This is a genomic window from Paenibacillus plantarum (assembly GCF_013141695.1).
Taxonomy (GTDB): Bacteria; Bacillota; Bacilli; order Paenibacillales; family NBRC-103111; genus Paenibacillus_E; species Paenibacillus_E plantarum.
On sequence record NZ_WHNY01000067.1, the window covers coordinates 648,074 to 666,586 of the forward strand.

Sequence of the window (18,513 nt, forward strand, 5' to 3'; positions counted from 1 at the left end):
GTTCGTTATGACGACCTATTTCAATGAACAAGAGAGTATACAATCCCGTTTAGGGAATGACAATAAACAAACATTGAAAGTGCTTGCTGATCGCTACATTGGTGCGAACCCACCTGTACCCTTCGCATTTCGAGCATTCAGCCGAGCAGGCGTTTTGCAAAATGAAAAAGGGATGTTTGATCTCGATTTGGGCCGCAGATTTCCTGAGGCAAAACCCGGTCAATTCTCCTATGCTTATGCCTTGGTTTGGAGTGATGGCGAACGTAATCTGGATGTCTTGTTCAACTGTTTGGGTCCGATTCAGTTTTATTTCAATGATGAGCTGACGTATCGTTCTACGGTCATTGACGAGATTAAGCCGGATGCGACTGTGAAGTTAAATCTAGACTTCGTCAAAGGCTGGAATCGTCTCTTTATCAAAGCGAAGCATACGGCTGCTGGTTTCGGCTGTTTGTTCGGTTCTGATGAGGCGAAGGTGCGCATCCTGAACGTGCTAGCTCCGTTCGCAGAACGCATAGGACAAGCGGGTTGGGTGTTTTCCTCGCCCATTGACAACGATATTTTCGAGGGGCGTTCCTTACCAGATGCGATGTCCTCAGAGAAGAATAATGGCCTACGTTGGCTGCCAAACCGTGAATGGGATGAGAATGAGCTCTCACTGCCTGTCTGCGAGCGATTGTTTGGGAGACAGCCTGGCAAACGAGCTTATGCTTGGACGAAGCTGAACAATGTCAGACCGGGTCGAGAAACCTGCGTAATCAAGGGCACTGCAGCTGGAGCACTGACGGTATGGCTGGAGGGCGAGCTAGTGCTGGAGCTTACGGAGGCAGATAACTTTCATGTCGAGGTGCCGCTTGCGTATGGTCAACACCATCTACTCATTCGGAGTGATTGCGCTAATAGCGCTTGGGGCTTCACGATAGAGACTTCTATCGGAGATGAGATTGTTCCGCTCAGTTTACCGAAGCAGGTTCATGGCGCTGCAGACCCTTGGTTGTACCTAGGCCCTCTGTCTGCGAACGTATCCTTATCGTACGAGGATTTGGTACAGACGGATCGCGTGTATTCAATCGATGTGAATTCCGAAGAGAAAACCTATTGGCGCTTGGATCGTCCTGACACATGGATTCGCCCTTACTATGAGAATGCGATGCTGAGCAATAAATGGACAGTTGGCAATGTGACGAATTATGCACGTTGGGATTATCCGCTTGGTGTTACGATTTATGGGCTGTTGCAAACAGGCCGCTTATTAGAGCGATCAGATATTACACAGTACGCTCTGGATCATGTTCAAAGCTGTACAGACATGTTTGCCTATTCCCTATGGGATCGTGTGCAGTATGGGTTCCCAGCGATTAATCAACAATTGGTTATGATGAAAATGCTCGACAACTGCGGTTCCTTTGGCTCCGCGATGTTGGAGGCGTATCAAGAAGATGAGGATCAGAGCTTCATGGCTATTGCGAATCGCATCGCAGATTTCATTTTATATAGCTTGGAACGTAAGGAAGACGGGGCATTTTATCGGATTTGTGCAGATGAGTACTCGGAAAATACGATGTGGGCAGATGATCTTTACATGTGCACACCGTTTCTGTGCCGTTACGCACGGATCACTGGCGTAACGGATGCGCTTGATGAAGCAGCCAAACAATTCTTGCTGTTCCGCAAGTACTTGTACATGCCGGAGGAACGAATTATGTCGCATGTGTTTGATTTTAAATATGGTATGGCGACGGGAATCCCGTGGGGCCGTGGCAATGGTTGGACACTCTTTTCGTTAACAGAGGTGTTGGAAGCATTGCCAGCTTCACATGAAGCACGACCTGCGCTTGTGGAATTTTTCAATGAGCTGTGTGGTGGATATGCGGATCTTCAAGCAGAAAGTGGTCTATGGCATCAGGTTTTGAATGATACAGATGCCTATGAGGAAGCTTCTTGTACAGCAATGTTCGCTTATTCTTTTGCTCGAGGTGTTCGCTTTGGTTGGCTCCAAGAGCCGCAGCGGTTCATTGAAGCGGCATTGAAAGCGTGGGATGGTCTGACTCGCATTGCGATCGATGCGCAAGGGAATGTGCACGGTGTATGCAGTGGCTCCAGATATGCGTTTACGGCGGACTATTATAAGAAGGATCTGCTTACTGTCAAAAATGACAATCATGGCGTCGGCATTATGATGCTTGCTGGTTCGGAAGTTGTGAAGTTGAACCATTGGTTGTCAGAGCCGCTTGAGGTTGCGCAATGATAACTGCCGCCAATAATGTGTGGCAAATTAGTCATTTGGATTTAATTATTCGCATGGTGTTAGCGGTCATTCTAGGCGGTTTGATCGGTCTTGAAAGGGAGTGGAACAATCATGCGGCAGGCTTTCGAACGCATATTCTAGTTTGCTTGGGGTCGGCGACTATTATGCTGCTATCGGTATATGGATTCTCGGAATTTGTGAATGAACCCAATGTTCGGATTGATCCATCTAGGTTGGCTGCACAGGTTGTCAGCGGCATTGGGTTTTTAGGCGCTGGCGCCATTTTGCGAAACGGCAATGTCATTAAAGGATTAACGACCGCTGCTTCCGTGTGGCTGGTTGCGGCCATTGGTTTAAGCGTCGGGGCAGGCTTTATTACCGGAGCGCTGGTTTGTACATGTTTAGTCCTTATCAGTCTGTATGTCTTGAATAAGTTGGAGAAGCATATCATCAGGCACCGACGTACGCATGAAGTCGAAATTATGATTAATGAGCATCCTGGTTTTCTCAGCTCGTTAACCGCTCGTTTCGGGGAACAGGGTATACAGGTGATTCATCTCAAAATGATGCCAGAGAGTTCTATTTCTCCGTTAGTCGAGAAAGGAAATGGTGGGAAAATCCCGGTCATGCATTTGGTTTTTAGCTTGCGATGTCCAAAGCATGAGAAGCTGATTGCGGCCTATGAGCAAATATGTGCGTTGGATATCGTCGTCAGCATGGAAGCCACCAACTTCGTCTTTCATAAACAAGTGGCTTAGTGAAGTTGTGAGCTCGCGAAAATAAGGAGTATGAGTTTACATGTACGTATTCAGTTATTTCACGGAAAAAGAAGAAAAACTGTTTCTGGCAGCGAGTGAAGACGGATACCAGTGGCGCGTTATGAACGGTGGTGGCCCCATCTGGGAGTCGCCGATTGGCACAGGGCAGCTGCGTGATCCGTTCCTTATCGAAGACGATGAAGGTACGTTCCATCTTCTCTGGACAGACGGCTGGCAGAGTAAAAGCTTAGGTTATGCTTGGTCACACGATCTTATGCAATGGCACGATGCCAAGTTGATTCCAGTGATGGAGCACCTGCCAGAGACACAAAATGCGTGGGCACCGGAAGCCTTCTACGATACCGTCAAGAAAGCGTACCGGATCGTATGGTCCTCAACAGTTGGAACAGGACCGCGAAATCATCGCATCTGGTCGGTGACAACGACGGATTTCCAGGATTTCACGGAAGCGCAGCTGTTCTTCGATCCAGGCTATAACGTCATCGACGCGACAGTTGCGGATCTCGATGGTCATTACGTCATGCTGTTCAAGGACGAGCGCGGGCAGAATGAGCAAGGAACTGCGAACAAAGCCATCCGTTCCTGTATAGTAGCTATGGAGTTGAGTGATACTCCGACAATCACCGGTATATCCGAGTTGATCACACCAGCGCTTACCGAAGGACCGACGCTATATCCCGTGGATCGTGGTGAAAGCAAAGAATGGATTCTACTTGTAGATGGATTCCAGGAGCATTATTACGGTGCCTTCCGCTCGAAGGATCTGAACATGTGGGATGACATTACGGACCAGGTGCATGTGCCCAAGGGAGCCAGGCATGGTTCCGTGTTGAGGGTGAGAAGTAGCGGGATTGCATTTGTGTGGTAAGTGAGTGAGTGAGTTGAGTGCTTGCGTGGAAGGTGAGAGGTAAAAGGTGCTGACAGGCAGGTAATAAGTGATAAGTGGTGTAAGTAACAGGGGAAGCCAAGAGATGGATGTCCATCTCTTGGCTATTTATGCTTCCGCAGAGCATTAGTCCGATATTCCGATCTAAAACGATGACTACATGTAATAAAGTGCCAATAGTCCGAATCTGCCGAACTAATTAGCCCATTTCCCCGCGTTAGGGGTGTTTGAGGCGATTTAGTTGGGCTTTTTCGGACTATTTAAGGTTCTGTAACGCGGAAAGTGTGATTAGTTCGATAAAATCGGACTGCTGGGTGCAGTGAGAGCCCGAATGCGCCGCCCGAAGGCCGTAAGTCGAAAAAATCGACTTACGCAAGCCCGAAAGCGCCGCCCGAAGGCCGTAAGTCGAAAAAATCGACTTACGCAAGCCCGAAAGCGCTGCCCGAAGGCTGCAAGTCGAAAAAATCGACATACGCGATCCCGAAAGCGCCGCCCGTAGGCCGTAAGTCGAAAAAATCGACATACGCGATCCCGAAAGCGCCGCCCGTAGTCTGTAAGTCGAAAAAATCGACTTACACTACCCCATCCAGCTCTATGCTTTAATCGATACTTAAAATCACATTGAGTTAAACTAAGTGAATCTATCGGATTACAGGAATTAATTCTGCATTAAAATCGCCAATAAATTTCGGAAATCTCCGTTAAACCAAATTGTTTATTCCATTTTGGAGTTAAGTGGGGTATAATTGAGTTACCATACAAATGGGCTAGAGGGGGAATCCATATGCAGAAACAGCAATTACATCTTTGTTTGGATATATTCTGGACATTTCTCAAGATCGGACCTTCCACGTTTGGCGGGGGGTATGCCATGATTCCCGTTATTGAGCGGGAAGTGGTCGATAAAAAGGCTTGGATCGCGGAAGACGAGATAACCAATATCATAGCGATTGCAGGCTCAGCGCCTGGCGGGATCGGTGTAAATGCCTCGGCATTTATCGGCTACCGCTTGGCACGTATACCTGGTGCAGCAGCAGCCGTCATCGGCATTGCGTTGCCAACCTTTTTAATCGCATTAGTACTTAGCTTTTTCTTACTATTCATGCAGGCAGATCCGAAAGTCGTGGCCGCGTTCAAAGGTATTCATGGAGCCATTATTGGACTCATCGTGTTGGCAGCCTACAATATGGCACGTTCGGCTATTTTTGATAAAACTACGTTAATTACGGCAATTAGCACGGTAGCGATTCTGTTGCTGCTTCCGATCAATCCGCTCTTCATGATTCTCATTGGTTTGTTTATTGGATTTATTTTTGTCAAAGTGAAAGAAACGTTTGGCTTCAAAGTTAGTTTGGAAAAAGGCAAAGAACCTGTACACACTTCCTACAATGGCTACACCTACTACGATTATTATATCGCGGATGGGATATAAGAAAGGTGGCGATGTAGATGGTGTTATGGGAACTGTTTATTACATTTTTGAAAATAGGATTCATGTCATTCGGCGGCGGCTACGCGATGATTCCGATCATTCAGCATGAGGTCGAGCAGCATGAATGGATGACTACAGAGCATTTTGCTCAGAGTGTGGCTACAGCAGGGATGGCGCCTGGGCCGATTGCAACGAACACAGCAACAATAATTGGCTATCAAGCAGATGGCATTCTTGGAGCTATAATTTCAACGATTGGCATCGTATTGCCGTCGCTGGTTATTGTCCTTATCATTTCTTCTTTCTTTTATAAAATAGTTCAAAGTAAAGCAGTGCACACTACTTTTTATGGGTTAAGACCGATTGTTACAGGATTAATCGTCTATGCGGCGATTCACTTTGGCTTTTCAGATCGTACGCAACAACTATTTTCGTGGCAGGTATTATTCACGCTTTTAATCGCGGCGGGTGTGTTTATTGTTGTATATAAATACAAATGGCATCCTCTCGCAACCATTGTATTGTCGGCACTCGTCGGAATTGCTATATTTAGTTAATAGCATGAAACTGATAGAACGAAAGGGAGAGGACGACCGTTATGGAACCAAATAAACCAACGTGCTGCTCAGCCAGCCGTGCCTCATCCGATCAACCATCGGCACATCCGGAAGCTTTTATTTCTGTTGAGATACCAGAGGCAGCTGGTCCAATTGGTAAAGAAGGCATGGCACTCATTCCAAGTGGGAAATTTTTAATGGGGACGGACGACCGTGAAGGTTTCCCAGCGGATGGCGAAGGACCGGTACGTGAGATTAACGTTAAGTCCTTCTACATAGACACTTGTGCGGTAACGAATGCTGATTTCAAGCAATTTGTTGATGCGACGAATTACAAAACAGAGGCCGAGTCCTTTGGCTGGTCATTTGTTTTTCATTTGTTTGTGTCCGAGGCGACGGCAGCACGAGTGCAGAATAAAGTGCAACAAACCCCATGGTGGTGGGTGGTAGAGGGAGCAGATTGGCTGCATCCTGAGGGGCCCGATTCCCATGTTGAAGATCGCTGGGATCACCCGGTTATCCATGTTTCATGGAGCGATGCGATGGCCTATTGCAAATGGGCAGGCAAACGTCTACCAACAGAAGCTGAATGGGAATATGCCGCTCGCGGTGGACTAGCCCAGAAGCGGTATCCTTGGGGAGACGAGCTTAAACCAGGCGGAAAGCATATGTGTAACATTTGGCAAGGGAAGTTTCCGGACAAAAACAATCAAAGTGACGGCTATGCAGGCACCGCGCCTGTCAAAGCGTTCGAGCCGAATGCATACGGTTTGTATAACGTGGCAGGCAATGTGTGGGAGTGGTGCTCCGATTGGTTCAGCCCGAATTATCACGTGAAGGGCAAAAAGGACAACCCTGTCGGCCCTCCATCCGGAGACACGCGAGTACTTCGAGGCGGCTCATACTTGTGCCACCGTTCCTACTGCAATCGCTATCGTGTGGCAGCACGCAGCAAAAATACGCCAGACAGCTCAACCGGCAACATCGGGTTTCGATGTGCAGCGGATGTTAAGTAACTGAAATCAAAGCCACCTTTTCCATTAAGGAGTAGGTGGTTTTCTTGTTGTCGTGTGTGTGATGCCGCCGCTAGGTTAACTGTAATAAGTACATCTAGTTTCCTGGGAAATCAATTGAAAGTGTGCAAGGTTTGAATTACAAAGGTCTTGCGCTTATGATAGGAGGAGACATCGAACAGTAGGGTCAGGCTTTATTTGAAATATAAGGGGGACATGACGTGGCCAAAAAACTAGGCATCACCTTGTTAATTCTATCGACACTCGCTTTTATAAGTGCTTTTACCATTCCATTTTTCGTACATACCGGAGGCGGTATGGCCAAGTGGATTGCGGGGCTGCTTATTTTCAGCGAGGTTACCTTCTGGACGGGCGGCATTTTATTAGGCAAAGAGGTTGCCAAGAAATATAGAAGCTACCTCAATCCGAAAAACTGGAAACGGAAGAAAGTGCCAGATAATCCAGATCAGGTGTCCGTTAAACAAGACGACGTATAAAAAAGCAGTATTCCTAACTCAGGAATACTGCTTTTTCTGTCTTTCTCAACCTTAAGAGGCCGAAGATACCGCGCTTTTCAACTCCTTACGGAAAATCTCGACGAGGCTCTCGGTCGCTAAGCTGAAGGTGCTGGCATTCATTTTGCGCAGCAGGCCTGTGACTAAACCAGAATCTAGATCATCAATGGCTTTAAGAACAGTGCCTTGCGGGCAAGGCGTTGCCGAAATGACAGGAACAACCGCGATGCCGAAATCGGCTTGAACATAGTATTTGAGCGCAGCCATATTGCCGATTTCCATGCCGGAGTAAGGACTGCCGCCATTTTCGAGTAAGGCATTCTCTAGCTTTTGACGATAAGGGCATTGTGAATTGGTAATCAGTAAATGCTCATGCTGCAAATCACTTAAGCGAATTGACGGTTTTGAAGCTAACCAATGCGTTTCTGGGACGAGTAGTGCGAGTCTTTCCATGAAAAAAGGTTCAAAGGAATGGTCCAATCCCGTATTGGGCGTCGAGCAAATAGCCATATCAATACTCCCCTCATGGAGCATCTGGCCAAGCACCGTCGTGTTGCCGATGTGAATACTAATCTTCACTTTGGGATGTTGACGCAGGAAAGGGCCAAGCAGCTGTGGTAGTCGATAGCTGGCTGTGGGTTCCATGACGCCGAGTCGAATAATCCCCGCATCCCCTTTGACGAGTTCATCCATTGAAGCTTGCAGATAATCATAATCCTTCAGCAATAGATCCGCATTCTGATGAAACAGTCTGCCTGCCTCCGTTAGCGTAAGCTTTTTCCCGCGTTCTAATAGTTTAACCCCCAGATCACTTTCGAGCTTCTGTATATGCATCGTTACGGTCGATTGGCCGTATTGCAGTTCCTCTGCTGCACGCTGAAAGCTACCGAGCCTGATAATGGTTTGAAAGGTTTTGATATTTCGAATATCCATAGGAACCCTCGTCCTCTCCTAAGATTTGGTTCATGATTTGTGAAGTATACGATCGGAATTTCCAATTTTACAAACTCTTACAACTATCATAACATGAATTCTTATTAATCCAAGTGTTTTACTTGTATATTCATAAAATGTGAATCATGCGTTCAGCTTTTTGAATTGTACAAGAGAAAGATCCTGTTTTATGATAAATACCATTAAGTGCATCGGAATAATCAAATATAAACAAACGGAGGCTGATTCGAATGGCGAAAGGTAAGCAAATTAAACTAGGAGCAATGATTCATGGTGTAGGCGGAGGATGGGAAGATTGGAAGCATCCTGAAGCGATCACGGATGCAAGCACGAATTTTCAATTTTATAAACATCAAGCACAAACAGCGGAAGCTGGGAAATTTGATTTTGCGTTCATTGCAGATAGTGTTCATATCACAGAAAAATCAAGCCCTCATTACCTAAATCGCTTCGAGCCGCTGACGATTCTATCTGCACTAGCAGCCGTCACGAAACGAATCGGTCTGGTTGCGACAGTGACTGTCAGCTACAGCGAGCCTTTCACCGTGGCTAGGCAATTCGCTTCACTGGATTTGATCAGCAAAGGGCGCGCTGGTTGGAACGTCGTTACTTCCTGGCTATCGGGCAGCGCAAACAATTACAGCAAGGATGAGCATCCTCCGCACGAGAAACGTTACCGCATTGCGCAAGAACATGTGGATGTGGTGAAAGGCTTGTGGGATTCCTGGGAGGATGATGCGTTCACGCGGAATAAAGAGACAGGTCAGTTTTTTGACCCGGCGAAGCTCCATACCTTGAATCACAAAGGTGAGTTCTTCTCCGTACAGGGTCCGCTGAACATTGCCCGTTCAAAGCAAGGGCAGCCGGTCATTTTCCAAGCAGGGACCTCAGAGGATGGTCGTAATTTTGCATCCAAGAACGCAGATGCGATCTTCGTTGGACACGAGAATATTGAGGAAGCCAAGACGTATTATGCGGATATTAAACGCAGAGCAGTTTCCTTCGGTCGTAACGCAGACGATGTTTCGATCCTCCCTGGTATTCGACCTATCATCGGTCGTACAGAAGAAGAAGCGGAGCGGAAGTACCTCGAAACGGTCAATCTTGTCTCGATCGATAAAGCGATAATCGCGTTAGGTCGGCCATTCAATGATTTTGATTTTAGCGTATACCCGTTGGATGAAGCTTTCCCGGACCTTGGAGATCTCGGCGCTAACAGCCAACAAGGCGGTTCAGAGAAAATCAAGCGATTGGCGAAAGAACACAATTTAACACTTCGCCAAGTGGCTCTACGTTTTGCAACACCGAAAGGTAATTTCGTGGGTACACCGGAGAAGATCGCGGACACGATTCAGCAATGGGTCGAAGAAGGAGCGTCTGACGGATTCATTATTGGTGTGGGAATACCGGGAGCCTTACAGGATTTCGTGGAATTGGTTGTGCCGATTTTACAAGAGCGTGGCTTATATCGAACGGAATATGAACATGACACACTGCGTGGTCATCTAGGTCTGGAAGTACCGGTTAATCGGAATAGCAAAGCCAAAGTGCTGAACGTATAAGGGGGAGAAACACATGTCCAATCAAAGAAAACTTAAACTCGGTGCCACCATTACAGGTGTAGGTACTTCCAAATATACATGGCGAAATCCAGAAATACCGGGGGATGCCAGTGTTGATTTTGATTATTATGCCGGGCAGGCGTTGCAAGCAGAGGAAGGCAAATTTGATTTTGTTTTTATCGTAGATAGCACGTATATTACGGAAAAATCAGCGCCGCATTATTTAAACAGGCTGGAGCCGCTAACGGTTTTATCGGCACTAGGAGCCGTTACTTCGAAGATTGGTCTGGTGGGGACGCTAACCGCGTCATTCACACAACCGTTCACTGTGGCAAGGCAGTTTGCTTCGCTGGACCATATTAGTAGCGGGCGTGCAGGATGGAACGTTGTGACGACGGGGCTTGAAGGCGCTGCTCGCAATTACAGCAGGGATGAGCACTATGCTCATGATGAGCGCTATCGGATCGCGGAGGAGCATTTAGAGGTTGTACGCGGTCTCTGGGACTCTTGGGAAGATGATGCCTTCACGCGAGATAAATCAACGGGTCAGTTCTTCGATCCGAGCAAGCTGCACGCTTTGAATCATAAGGGCAAGCATTTCTCCGTGCAAGGGCCTTTGAACATATCTCGTTCGCAGCAAGGTCAGCCTGTGATTTTCCAAGCAGGTGGGTCAGACGATGGTCGCAATTTAGCAGCGAAGAGTGCGAATGCCATTTTTACAGGACATGAATCGATCAAGGAAGCGAAAGCTTTTTATCAAGATATTAAAGCACGTGCAGCTGCTTATGGCAGGGCAAGCGAAGAAATTCTCGTGTTCCCGGGCATTAGTCCAATCATTGGACGGACGGTAGAAGAAGCAGAGAGCAAATATCAGGCGATTGCAGGGTTAGTGACGTTGGAGGATGCGCTCGATCAGCTTGGTCGTCCATTTACCTACCACGATTTCAAACAGTATCCGTTGGATGAACCTTTCCCGGATCTTGGCGATCTTGGCAGCAATAGCTACCGCAGTTCGACAGATCGGATTAAGCGAATTGCGAAGGAAGAGAATTTGACGCTGCGTCAAACGGCACTGCGATTTGCAACGCCAAGAAGCTCCTTCGTCGGTACGCCTGAGCAGATCGCAGATACGGTTCAACAATGGTTTGAAGAAAGCGCAGCGGATGGTTTTATTATTCATACGGGCATACCTAGCGTGCTTAAGGATTTCGTGGAACTGGTTGTTCCGATTCTTCAGGAGCGCGGTATTTATCGGGAAGAGTACGAAAGTGAAACGTTGCGAGGCAATTTAGGGCTTGAAATCCCAGTAAACCGCTATACAAAAGAGAGAATAGCTCAAGCTTAAGCTTAGAGGGAGAGAAAGATATGAAAAAGAGAATTGGATCTATCGTCAGCGGTTTACTCATTACGGCTTTCATCGTAACAGGCTGTGGGGAAGCCTCGAAAGCCGGCAAGGAAAGTGCATCGCCAGAAGCGGGTACGGTGACACCAGGCGGAGAGCTTGTGTGGGCGCTTGCAGGTACGGTGACATCAGACAGCTTGGACGCGCATAAAGCGGGCTTCGCCCCAACGACTAGAGTCATGCGCTCGATCTATGACAGCTTAGTTGTGGAGCTTCCTGATCACACGATTAAGCCGTGGCTAGCGACAGATTGGGAGCTTTCCTCGGATAAAAAGAGTTATACGTTCCACCTGCGCAAGGATGTGAAATTCCATGATGGCACGCCGTTTAATGCGGAAGCTGTGAAATTTAATTTTGATCGGATTATCGATCCAGCGACCAAAGCGTCCATTGCATTGAACGAGCTTGGCTCGTATCAATCAACGGAAGTCATCGATGAATTCACGGTGAAGGTGAATTTTAAAACGACCTTTGCGCCGTTCCTGAGCAACGCTGCCAAAGTCGATTTAGGCTTCGTTTCTCCGACGGCTGTGAAGAAGTATGGCGATGCTTTCCCGCAAAACCCAGTGGGAACAGGACCTTTTAAGCTGAAAAAAATTACGCCGAGCTCACAAGTTGAACTTGAGAAAAATCCGGACTACAACTGGGGCCCTTCCAATGCGAAGCATCAAGGTCCAGCCTATTTAGATAAATTAACGGTGAAATACGTGGAAGAAGAAGCAACGCGCGTCAGCGTTCTGCAAAGCAAACAAGTCCAAGTGGCGGACATTATTCCTCCGCAGAATCTCGTAGCGTTGAAGGCGGATCGTAATTTTAATGTACAGGAAACAGAGCTTCTGCAGGCCAACTATACACTCTATTTAAATATTCAGAAGGCACCTTGGAATGATCTGAAAATACGACAAGCGTTCCGCTCGGCCTTGGATATCGACTCGGCTGTGAAGACGATTTACTTAGGCACCTCGAAGCAAGGCTGGTCGCCGCTTTCTCCCCAGCAGTTTGGCTATTCACCGACTAGGGAGAATGCCTACAAGGTAGATGCAGCCAAGTCGAATCAAACGCTGGAAGAAGCGGGTTGGATCAAGGGGACAGATGGCTATCGCTCCAAGGACGGTAAACGACTCACGGTTGAAGTGATTGATACACAAGGAAACCGCGAGAAACGGCTTGATTTAATCGCGATATTCACCCAGCAGCTGAAACAAGTAGGGATCGAGTTGAAAGTCATTTCTTTGCCTACAGGGACATACACAGATCGCCGCAATAAAGGGGATTATGACCTGATCGCGGGCAGCCAATTCTCAGGTGATCCGGATGTACTCAGACAACTTTACTCCACCAAAGGTCCTTCTAAGGCAAATAATATTGCCAAAACAAATGATCCTAAATTAGATGAGTTTTTGGAGCAGGGCTACTTGGAAACAGATCCTGAGAAACGGAAAACGATTTATCAAAACGCACAAGAATACATTATTGATAATGTCTACGGGATTCCGGCTTATGTCTTCAACTACTCTGTTGCTTCTACCAAAGAAGTGAAGGGGATTACGTTCGATTCGCCGGCATGGCCTGTATTCTACGATGCTTGGATTCAAAAATAAGATCACGAGGGGGAGTCACGGATGGTGAAGTATATCTTGAACAGGCTCATCGTCTCCATTCCAGTCATTCTAGGTTCGTTGACGCTTGTTTTCTTAATCATTCACTGGCTTCCCGGTGATCCGGCCCAGATGATTGCAGGTGAGGACGCCTCACCTGAGCGTATCGCCTATTTAAGAACACAATTTGGCTTAGATCAGCCGCTTTGGCAGCAATATGCCGTGTATTTGTGGAAAAGTATTCGGGGAGATTTCGGGCATTCCTTCGCAAACAGCCAGCCGGTTATAGATCGACTGCTGGCTCAGCTGCCCGCAACGCTTTCTCTGGCTTTGTTGAGCACGATTTTTGCTATCATCGTCGGGTTCATTCTAGGTGTGTTATCAGCTGTGTATCAAAATCGTGTACTGGACTATATCGTGCGTGTCATTAGTTTGTTAGGCGTCTCCATGCCCAAGTTTTGGCTTGGCATTCTGCTTATCCTTGTCTTTTCGGTGCATTTACAGCTCTTACCCGCGATAGGGAATGGCAGCTTCAAACAGCTGATTCTTCCGTCGTTCGCTTTAGGGGTGACAGGTGCTGGGATGTTAACTCGGATGGTGAGAAACAGCGTGCTGGAGGTCATCCATGAACCATTTGTCTTGACACTGCGCGCGAAAGGGCTGTCCGAAAAAATCGTGCTCTATAAGCACGTGTTACGGAATGCCTTGCTGCCTGCGGTTACAATTCTTGGTTTGTTAGTTGGGGAGATGCTCTCGGGAGCTGTTGTGACGGAGACTGTTTTTTCTAGGCAAGGCTTAGGGAAATTAGTGGTAGATGCCATCAATCAGAAAGATATTCCGGTGATTCAGGCGGCAATTCTGATTACAGGACTTTTTAATATTTTGGTCAACTTGATGGTGGATGTGTCGTATTCCTATGTCGATCCGCGTGTTCGTAAGTCAGGATAACTATGAAGGGAGTTGGCGCTTATGCTGTTTAACACGGTAACAACGGAAAGGCTGCTACGAAAGAGGCAGGAGCTATTAAGTTTTCGATTTCGACTGAAAAAGCTGAACTTATCCAAGGCACTACTAAGCCTGTCGCTATTTATATTGGCTTTTCTGATCTTGTGTGCCATCGTTCCCTCCTGGATTGCTCCTTACTCGCCAACGGAAATGCTGACGGATCAGCTCTTGAAATCACCCAGCTTTTCGCATCCGCTTGGAACCGATCAATTCGGTCGTGATGTATGGACACTCGTCATCTATGGGAGCAGGCAGTCGCTTATTATGGGGGTCGTGTCCGTCGTGATTGGCGGCTGTATTGGGACATTATTCGGACTTATTGCGGGGTATTGGGGCGGAACTGTCGATTCCTTGTTCATGCGTTTTAATGATATTTTGATGACGATTCCGGGGATTCTGTTGGCGATAGCGATCTCGGTTGCCCTCGGACCTAGTTTTTTTAACGTGATATTGGCTATTAGTGTGGCTACGATACCTGGAAAAGCAAGGGTCGTTCGCAGCCAAGTGATCTCGATTCGCAATCGGCCTTTCATTGATGCTGCTCGCGCTGTGGGGACCTCACATATTGAAATCATGCTGCGTCATATTCTGCCGAATTGCTTCTCTCCGTTGCTTGTCATGATGACGATCGGTGTAGGGAGCTCCATTCTAGTAGGAACAGGTCTAAGCTTCCTTGGACTTGGCGTAGTGAAGGAAATCCCAGATTGGGGCTATATGCTGTCCCAAGGACGGAGCTATATGACGGTAGCCTGGTGGGTGGCTACGTTCCCGGGGCTGGCTATCACCTTGCTGGTGATTGTGGTTAATCTCATTGGAGACGAAATTCGTGATCGCATGGATCCAAAGAAATCGAGGGCATAGCGGATGAAACCATTACTCGAAATAGATGACTTGTCGGTTGATTTTCAAACAGCGGGTGGCTCGCTGAATGCGATAAATAAGATTAGTTTGCACATCGGAACTGGCGAAATTGTGTGCTTGGTTGGGGAATCAGGGAGTGGAAAGACGATTACCTCTCTGTCGATTATGCGTCTGATTAACTATGATGGCGGCTATATTTCACATGGGGATATCAAACTCGATGGGCAAAGTTTAGTAGGACTGTCACAAAAGGAAATCAGTGATCTGCGTGGGAAGAAAATCGCAATGATTTTCCAAGAGCCGATGACGGCACTAGATCCAATCTTCACAATTGGCAGCCAAATCATTGAAGTCATTGTCCGTCATGAGCGAATTTCGAAGCTGGGAGCGAAGGAAAAGGCGATATCCTTGTTGCGCAGAGTGGGCATTCCGGAACCGGAAATTCGGATGGGGCAATATCCATATGAGCTCTCTGGAGGCATGCGCCAAAGGGCAATGATCGCGATGGCACTAGCTTGCGGACCTGAGCTGCTTATTGCTGATGAACCTACGACAGCGTTGGATGTTACGATTCAAGCGCAAATCTTGAGCTTGCTCCGTGAGCTGAAAGATGAATTCCAGATGTCGATTCTATTAATTACTCATGATCTCGGTATTGCCGCTGAAATGGCGGATCGCGTCGTAGTCATGTATGCGGGGAAGGTTGTAGAGCAATCACCGGTGCATCAATTATTCGAAAATCCAGCCCATCCCTATACCCAAGGGCTTCTGCACTCCATTGTCACATTGGATAATGTTCGTGGTTTGAAGCTGTATACGATCAAAGGTACGATTCCCAGCTTGTCTCAGTTGCCGACAGGCTGCCGTTTCCATCCCCGTTGCCCTTATGCAACGGATCGCTGCCTAAGTGAAGATCCACCTCTACAGGAGCTTCACGGCCGTGAGGTCGCTTGTTGGAATGCGGAGCGGATTGATCATTTGGCGGCCGAGTTTTTCGGGGATGCCGTAACGACCGCTCCTGTCGAGCTGCTTGACAACGAGGGGCTCCGTGATGATGCCTGGTCGCTGGGCTCGGAGCTTCCGTTGCTCCAAGTGAAGAACGTGAAGAAATATTTCCCGATCCGTCAAGGATGGTTTGGACGAGGCCGCACTTCCATTAAGGCGGTTGATGATGTGTCCTTTGACATCCGCAAAGGGGAAACCTTCGGACTCGTCGGAGAATCCGGTTGCGGGAAATCCACGCTAGGCCGTGTACTTCTTCAGCTGGAGAAAGCGACGGCGGGCAGTATTCATTTTGAAGGCCGAGATCTCATTCAATCTGGTTCCCAGGGGTGGAAGGAAACACGACGGGACATGCAAATTGTGTTTCAGGATCCCTATGGCTCCATTAATCCCCGCTGGAAAGTGGGGGACATCATCGGCGAACCCTTCTGGGTGCACGAGTCTTTACGTGGGTCTGCCAAAAGAGCCAAAGTAGAGGCCGTCATGGAGCTTGTGGGATTGAATCCGTCCTGGTACGATCGGTTGCCGCATGAATTCTCAGGTGGACAGCGCCAACGAATTGGGATTGCTCGTGCGATTGCGCTGAATCCGAAGTTTATTTTAGCTGATGAAGCGGTATCCGCCTTAGATGTTTCTGTTCAATCGCAGATCGTCAATCTGATGCAAGATATTCAGCAACGGATGAATTTGACGTATTTGTTCATTGCACATGGTCTGAATATTGTTCGCTACATTTCGGATCGTATTGGCGTCATGTACTTAGGAAAGCTAGTAGAAATTGCACCAACCGATGAGCTGTTTAGGCATCCTGCCCATCATTATACGAAGGCGCTTCTATCCGCTATTCCAGTGCCGGATCCCAAACGTAAGCGTAGCTTCGTGCCCTTGGAAGGCGAAATGCCATCACCTGCGAGGCCGCCATCCGGCTGCCGCTTTCACACGCGCTGCCCAGCGGCGACAGCACTGTGCCGAGAAGTTGTGCCTGAATTAGCGCCGATTGCGCCTGGTCATTATGCGGCGTGTCATTATCCCTTGTAAGAATGGGAGTTTATTTGTAAATAAGGAGTGAGACGTGTGCCATCCAAATTAATTTCCATCCAAGAAGCGGTTGCACAGATTCCGGATGGTACGAAGCTTGCCGTTAGCGGCAATATGGAAATGTCCCCGATGGCCCTCATTCGTGAAATCATCCGGGCAAAGAGGCGCGAGTTATATCTTATTTGTGCGGGGGCTGCGGCAGTGAATGCTGATCTCCTGATCGGAGCGGGTGTGGTCTCGACTGTGGAATTCTCACAGATTTCAATGGGAGAGTATGGGTTTGGGCTGAACTTCCGGCGTAAATTCGAGCAAGGCGCGATAGTTGGATTGGAGCATGCTTGTCCAACGCTGACTGCAGCAATTGGGGCAGGTGCTTCGGGCATCCCCTTCATACCAGTGCGAGGGCTGCTCGGGACGGATTACATGCAAATTAGACCGGATTTTCATGAGATCAAAAATCCATACAATGCGGAGGAGAGAATTGCCATTGTGCCGGCAATTCGACCAGACGTAGCGATTTTTCACGGCTATAAGGCAGATACGCTCGGCAATGTAATTGCTCACCCAGCGCAGAACAATCGAGTGCTCGCGCAAGCTTCAGTCAAGGCTTTTGCTTCAGTGGAGGAGATTGTGTCCCCTGAAGAGCTGCTTCGTGAAGCTAACCATGGTGTAGCGTTCATCCCATCGCTGTTCCTCAGCGGTGTCATTCATGCACCTGGTGGCGCTTTGCCTACGGCTTGTCCAGGCTACTATGAGGTAGATGATGAGGCGATTTCCATTTATTTGGAAGCTTCTAGTACGGAAGTTTCTTTTGAGGAGTATGTGAACGGCTTATCTAACACGTAATGAAGGGAGGTAAGGTATCGTATGAGTCGTATGGAGCAGGCGAAGTTGTCTTCGTATTCCACGGAGGAAGCCATGATCTGTTACTTGGCTAGAGAGCTGCGTAATCACGAAGTTATCGGTGTCGGTAATAACTCACCAATCCCTGCTGCGGCTGCATTACTTGCCAAAGCGAGACATGCGAAGCAAGCCTCCGTTTATATTCTTGGGCAGTGTGATTGGCCGTTTCAAGGAACGAAAGAGTTCTTTGATCTCATGCAGCGAGGCGCAATGGATGTGTTCTTTCTAAGCGGTGCTCAAATCGACAGCTACGGTCGCATTAATCTGCATACGATTGGCGATTATGGAAAGCCGAAGGTGAGACTCCCTGGAGGTGCAGGCTCAGGGGTTGTTTATTTTACATGCAAACGCATTTTCCTATATAAAACGGACCATGGTATCAAAGGATTTCCTGAAACGCTCGATTTCGTTACGTCGATACCTTCTTCGGGGAAAGGCATTTATCATCAAAACGGATTAGTTGGCGTGTATACACCGCTAGGGGTAATGAAACCGATCGGGCCCGATCGCAGATTAAAGCTAGCAGCAACCGTTCCAGGGGTGAAGCCAGCTGAGGTGCAGGGGAGAACAGGTTTTGATCTAGGTTTGAACAAAGAGGATGACACATCGATTCCAATCCTCGAAGCCCCTTCAACTATCGAGTTAGCAATACTTCGTTATGAGGTAAGCCATGAATTGAAACGCATATATCCATTGTTTGCGAAGCAGCATTTTGGTGCTTATTTGAAAAGTGCAGTAGTTCAATCATAGAAAGAGGG

Annotated in this window: 16 protein-coding genes; 15 read left to right on the forward strand and 1 reads right to left on the reverse strand. The window is 47.8% G+C overall.

The window, feature by feature from the left end; genetic code table 11:
- Positions 1–7 precede the first annotated feature (7 nt).
- The 7 genes from GC096_RS25815 (at position 8) to GC096_RS25845 (ending at position 7,412) form a co-directional block, all read left to right on the forward strand.
- Positions 8–2,248 (forward strand): glycoside hydrolase family 88/105 protein, encoded by a 2,241-nt coding sequence (locus GC096_RS25815; RefSeq protein ID WP_171634171.1) that lies wholly within the window; start codon positions 8–10, stop codon positions 2,246–2,248.
- Positions 2,245–3,006: an MgtC/SapB family protein gene (locus tag GC096_RS25820; RefSeq protein WP_171634172.1), complete on the forward strand. Its 762-nt coding sequence runs from the start codon at positions 2,245–2,247 to the stop codon at positions 3,004–3,006. Before GC096_RS25815 ends, GC096_RS25820 begins: the two co-directional genes overlap by 4 nt.
- A gap of 40 nt (positions 3,007–3,046) precedes the next feature.
- Positions 3,047–3,895, forward strand: a complete 849-nt coding sequence (locus GC096_RS25825) for a glycoside hydrolase family 43 protein (protein WP_171634174.1) — start codon at positions 3,047–3,049, stop codon at positions 3,893–3,895.
- 802 nt (positions 3,896–4,697) lie between these two features.
- Positions 4,698–5,345, forward strand: a complete 648-nt coding sequence (locus tag GC096_RS25830; RefSeq protein WP_171634175.1) for a chromate transporter — start codon at positions 4,698–4,700, stop codon at positions 5,343–5,345.
- 17 nt (positions 5,346–5,362) lie between these two features.
- Positions 5,363–5,902 (forward strand): chromate transporter, encoded by a 540-nt coding sequence (locus GC096_RS25835; protein WP_171634177.1) that lies wholly within the window; start codon positions 5,363–5,365, stop codon positions 5,900–5,902.
- Between the two features lie 41 nt (positions 5,903–5,943).
- Complete coding sequence (locus GC096_RS25840; RefSeq protein WP_171634178.1) at positions 5,944–6,918, forward strand: formylglycine-generating enzyme family protein; 975 nt, start codon at positions 5,944–5,946, stop codon at positions 6,916–6,918.
- A 218-nt stretch (positions 6,919–7,136) separates the two neighbouring features.
- Positions 7,137–7,412: a transporter suffix domain-containing protein gene (locus GC096_RS25845; RefSeq protein WP_171634179.1), complete on the forward strand. Its 276-nt coding sequence runs from the start codon at positions 7,137–7,139 to the stop codon at positions 7,410–7,412.
- A 51-nt stretch (positions 7,413–7,463) separates the two neighbouring features.
- Here the strand turns inward: GC096_RS25845 and GC096_RS25850 are convergent, their stop codons facing one another.
- Positions 7,464–8,363, reverse strand: coding sequence for a LysR family transcriptional regulator (locus tag GC096_RS25850; protein WP_171634180.1), 900 nt, complete (start codon positions 8,361–8,363; stop codon positions 7,464–7,466).
- Positions 8,364–8,614: 251 nt separating this feature from the next.
- On the opposite strand from GC096_RS25850, the gene GC096_RS25855 reads away from it, so the two are divergent.
- Genes GC096_RS25855 through GC096_RS25890 form a run of 8 tightly spaced genes read left to right on the forward strand, consistent with a single transcriptional unit; the run spans position 8,615 to position 18,505 of the window.
- Entirely contained in the window at positions 8,615–9,946 is a 1,332-nt protein-coding gene (locus GC096_RS25855; protein WP_171634182.1) for an LLM class flavin-dependent oxidoreductase, read from the forward strand.
- Positions 9,947–9,959: 13 nt separating this feature from the next.
- Entirely contained in the window at positions 9,960–11,291 is a 1,332-nt protein-coding gene (locus tag GC096_RS25860; RefSeq protein ID WP_171634183.1) for an LLM class flavin-dependent oxidoreductase, read from the forward strand.
- A 20-nt stretch (positions 11,292–11,311) separates the two neighbouring features.
- A complete protein-coding gene (locus tag GC096_RS25865; protein WP_171634185.1) occupies positions 11,312–12,949 on the forward strand; it encodes an ABC transporter substrate-binding protein in 1,638 nt (545 codons plus the stop codon).
- Between the two features lie 21 nt (positions 12,950–12,970).
- A complete protein-coding gene (locus tag GC096_RS25870) occupies positions 12,971–13,894 on the forward strand; it encodes an ABC transporter permease (RefSeq protein WP_171634187.1) in 924 nt (307 codons plus the stop codon).
- Positions 13,895–13,915: 21 nt separating this feature from the next.
- Positions 13,916–14,812 carry an ABC transporter permease gene (locus tag GC096_RS25875; RefSeq protein WP_171634188.1) on the forward strand — a complete coding sequence of 299 codons (897 nt, stop codon included), beginning with the start codon at positions 13,916–13,918 and terminating at the stop codon, positions 14,810–14,812.
- 3 nt (positions 14,813–14,815) lie between these two features.
- Positions 14,816–16,852 (forward strand): ABC transporter ATP-binding protein, encoded by a 2,037-nt coding sequence (locus tag GC096_RS25880; protein ID WP_171634189.1) that lies wholly within the window; start codon positions 14,816–14,818, stop codon positions 16,850–16,852.
- A 36-nt stretch (positions 16,853–16,888) separates the two neighbouring features.
- Positions 16,889–17,698 (forward strand): CoA transferase subunit A, encoded by an 810-nt coding sequence (locus tag GC096_RS25885; protein ID WP_171634191.1) that lies wholly within the window; start codon positions 16,889–16,891, stop codon positions 17,696–17,698.
- 21 nt (positions 17,699–17,719) lie between these two features.
- Positions 17,720–18,505 (forward strand): CoA-transferase, encoded by a 786-nt coding sequence (locus GC096_RS25890; RefSeq protein ID WP_171634193.1) that lies wholly within the window; start codon positions 17,720–17,722, stop codon positions 18,503–18,505.
- Positions 18,506–18,513: the final 8 nt, after the last annotated feature.

Bases quoted from the DNA above. Each gene is read 5' to 3' on its own strand.
- GC096_RS25815 (WP_171634171.1), top strand. From the start codon at position 8: ATGACGACCTATTTCAATGAACAAGAGAGTATACAATCCCGTTTAGGG.
- GC096_RS25820 (WP_171634172.1), top strand. From the start codon at position 2,245: ATGATAACTGCCGCCAATAATGTGTGGCAAATTAGTCATTTGGATTTA.
- GC096_RS25825 (WP_171634174.1), top strand. From the start codon at position 3,047: ATGTACGTATTCAGTTATTTCACGGAAAAAGAAGAAAAACTGTTTCTG.
- GC096_RS25830 (WP_171634175.1), top strand. From the start codon at position 4,698: ATGCAGAAACAGCAATTACATCTTTGTTTGGATATATTCTGGACATTT.
- GC096_RS25835 (WP_171634177.1), top strand. From the start codon at position 5,363: ATGGTGTTATGGGAACTGTTTATTACATTTTTGAAAATAGGATTCATG.
- GC096_RS25840 (WP_171634178.1), top strand. From the start codon at position 5,944: ATGGAACCAAATAAACCAACGTGCTGCTCAGCCAGCCGTGCCTCATCC.
- GC096_RS25850 (WP_171634180.1), bottom strand. From the start codon at position 8,363: ATGGATATTCGAAATATCAAAACCTTTCAAACCATTATCAGGCTCGGT.
- GC096_RS25855 (WP_171634182.1), top strand. From the start codon at position 8,615: ATGGCGAAAGGTAAGCAAATTAAACTAGGAGCAATGATTCATGGTGTA.
- GC096_RS25860 (WP_171634183.1), top strand. From the start codon at position 9,960: ATGTCCAATCAAAGAAAACTTAAACTCGGTGCCACCATTACAGGTGTA.
- GC096_RS25865 (WP_171634185.1), top strand. From the start codon at position 11,312: ATGAAAAAGAGAATTGGATCTATCGTCAGCGGTTTACTCATTACGGCT.
- GC096_RS25870 (WP_171634187.1), top strand. From the start codon at position 12,971: ATGGTGAAGTATATCTTGAACAGGCTCATCGTCTCCATTCCAGTCATT.
- GC096_RS25875 (WP_171634188.1), top strand. From the start codon at position 13,916: ATGCTGTTTAACACGGTAACAACGGAAAGGCTGCTACGAAAGAGGCAG.
- GC096_RS25880 (WP_171634189.1), top strand. From the start codon at position 14,816: ATGAAACCATTACTCGAAATAGATGACTTGTCGGTTGATTTTCAAACA.
- GC096_RS25890 (WP_171634193.1), top strand. From the start codon at position 17,720: ATGAGTCGTATGGAGCAGGCGAAGTTGTCTTCGTATTCCACGGAGGAA.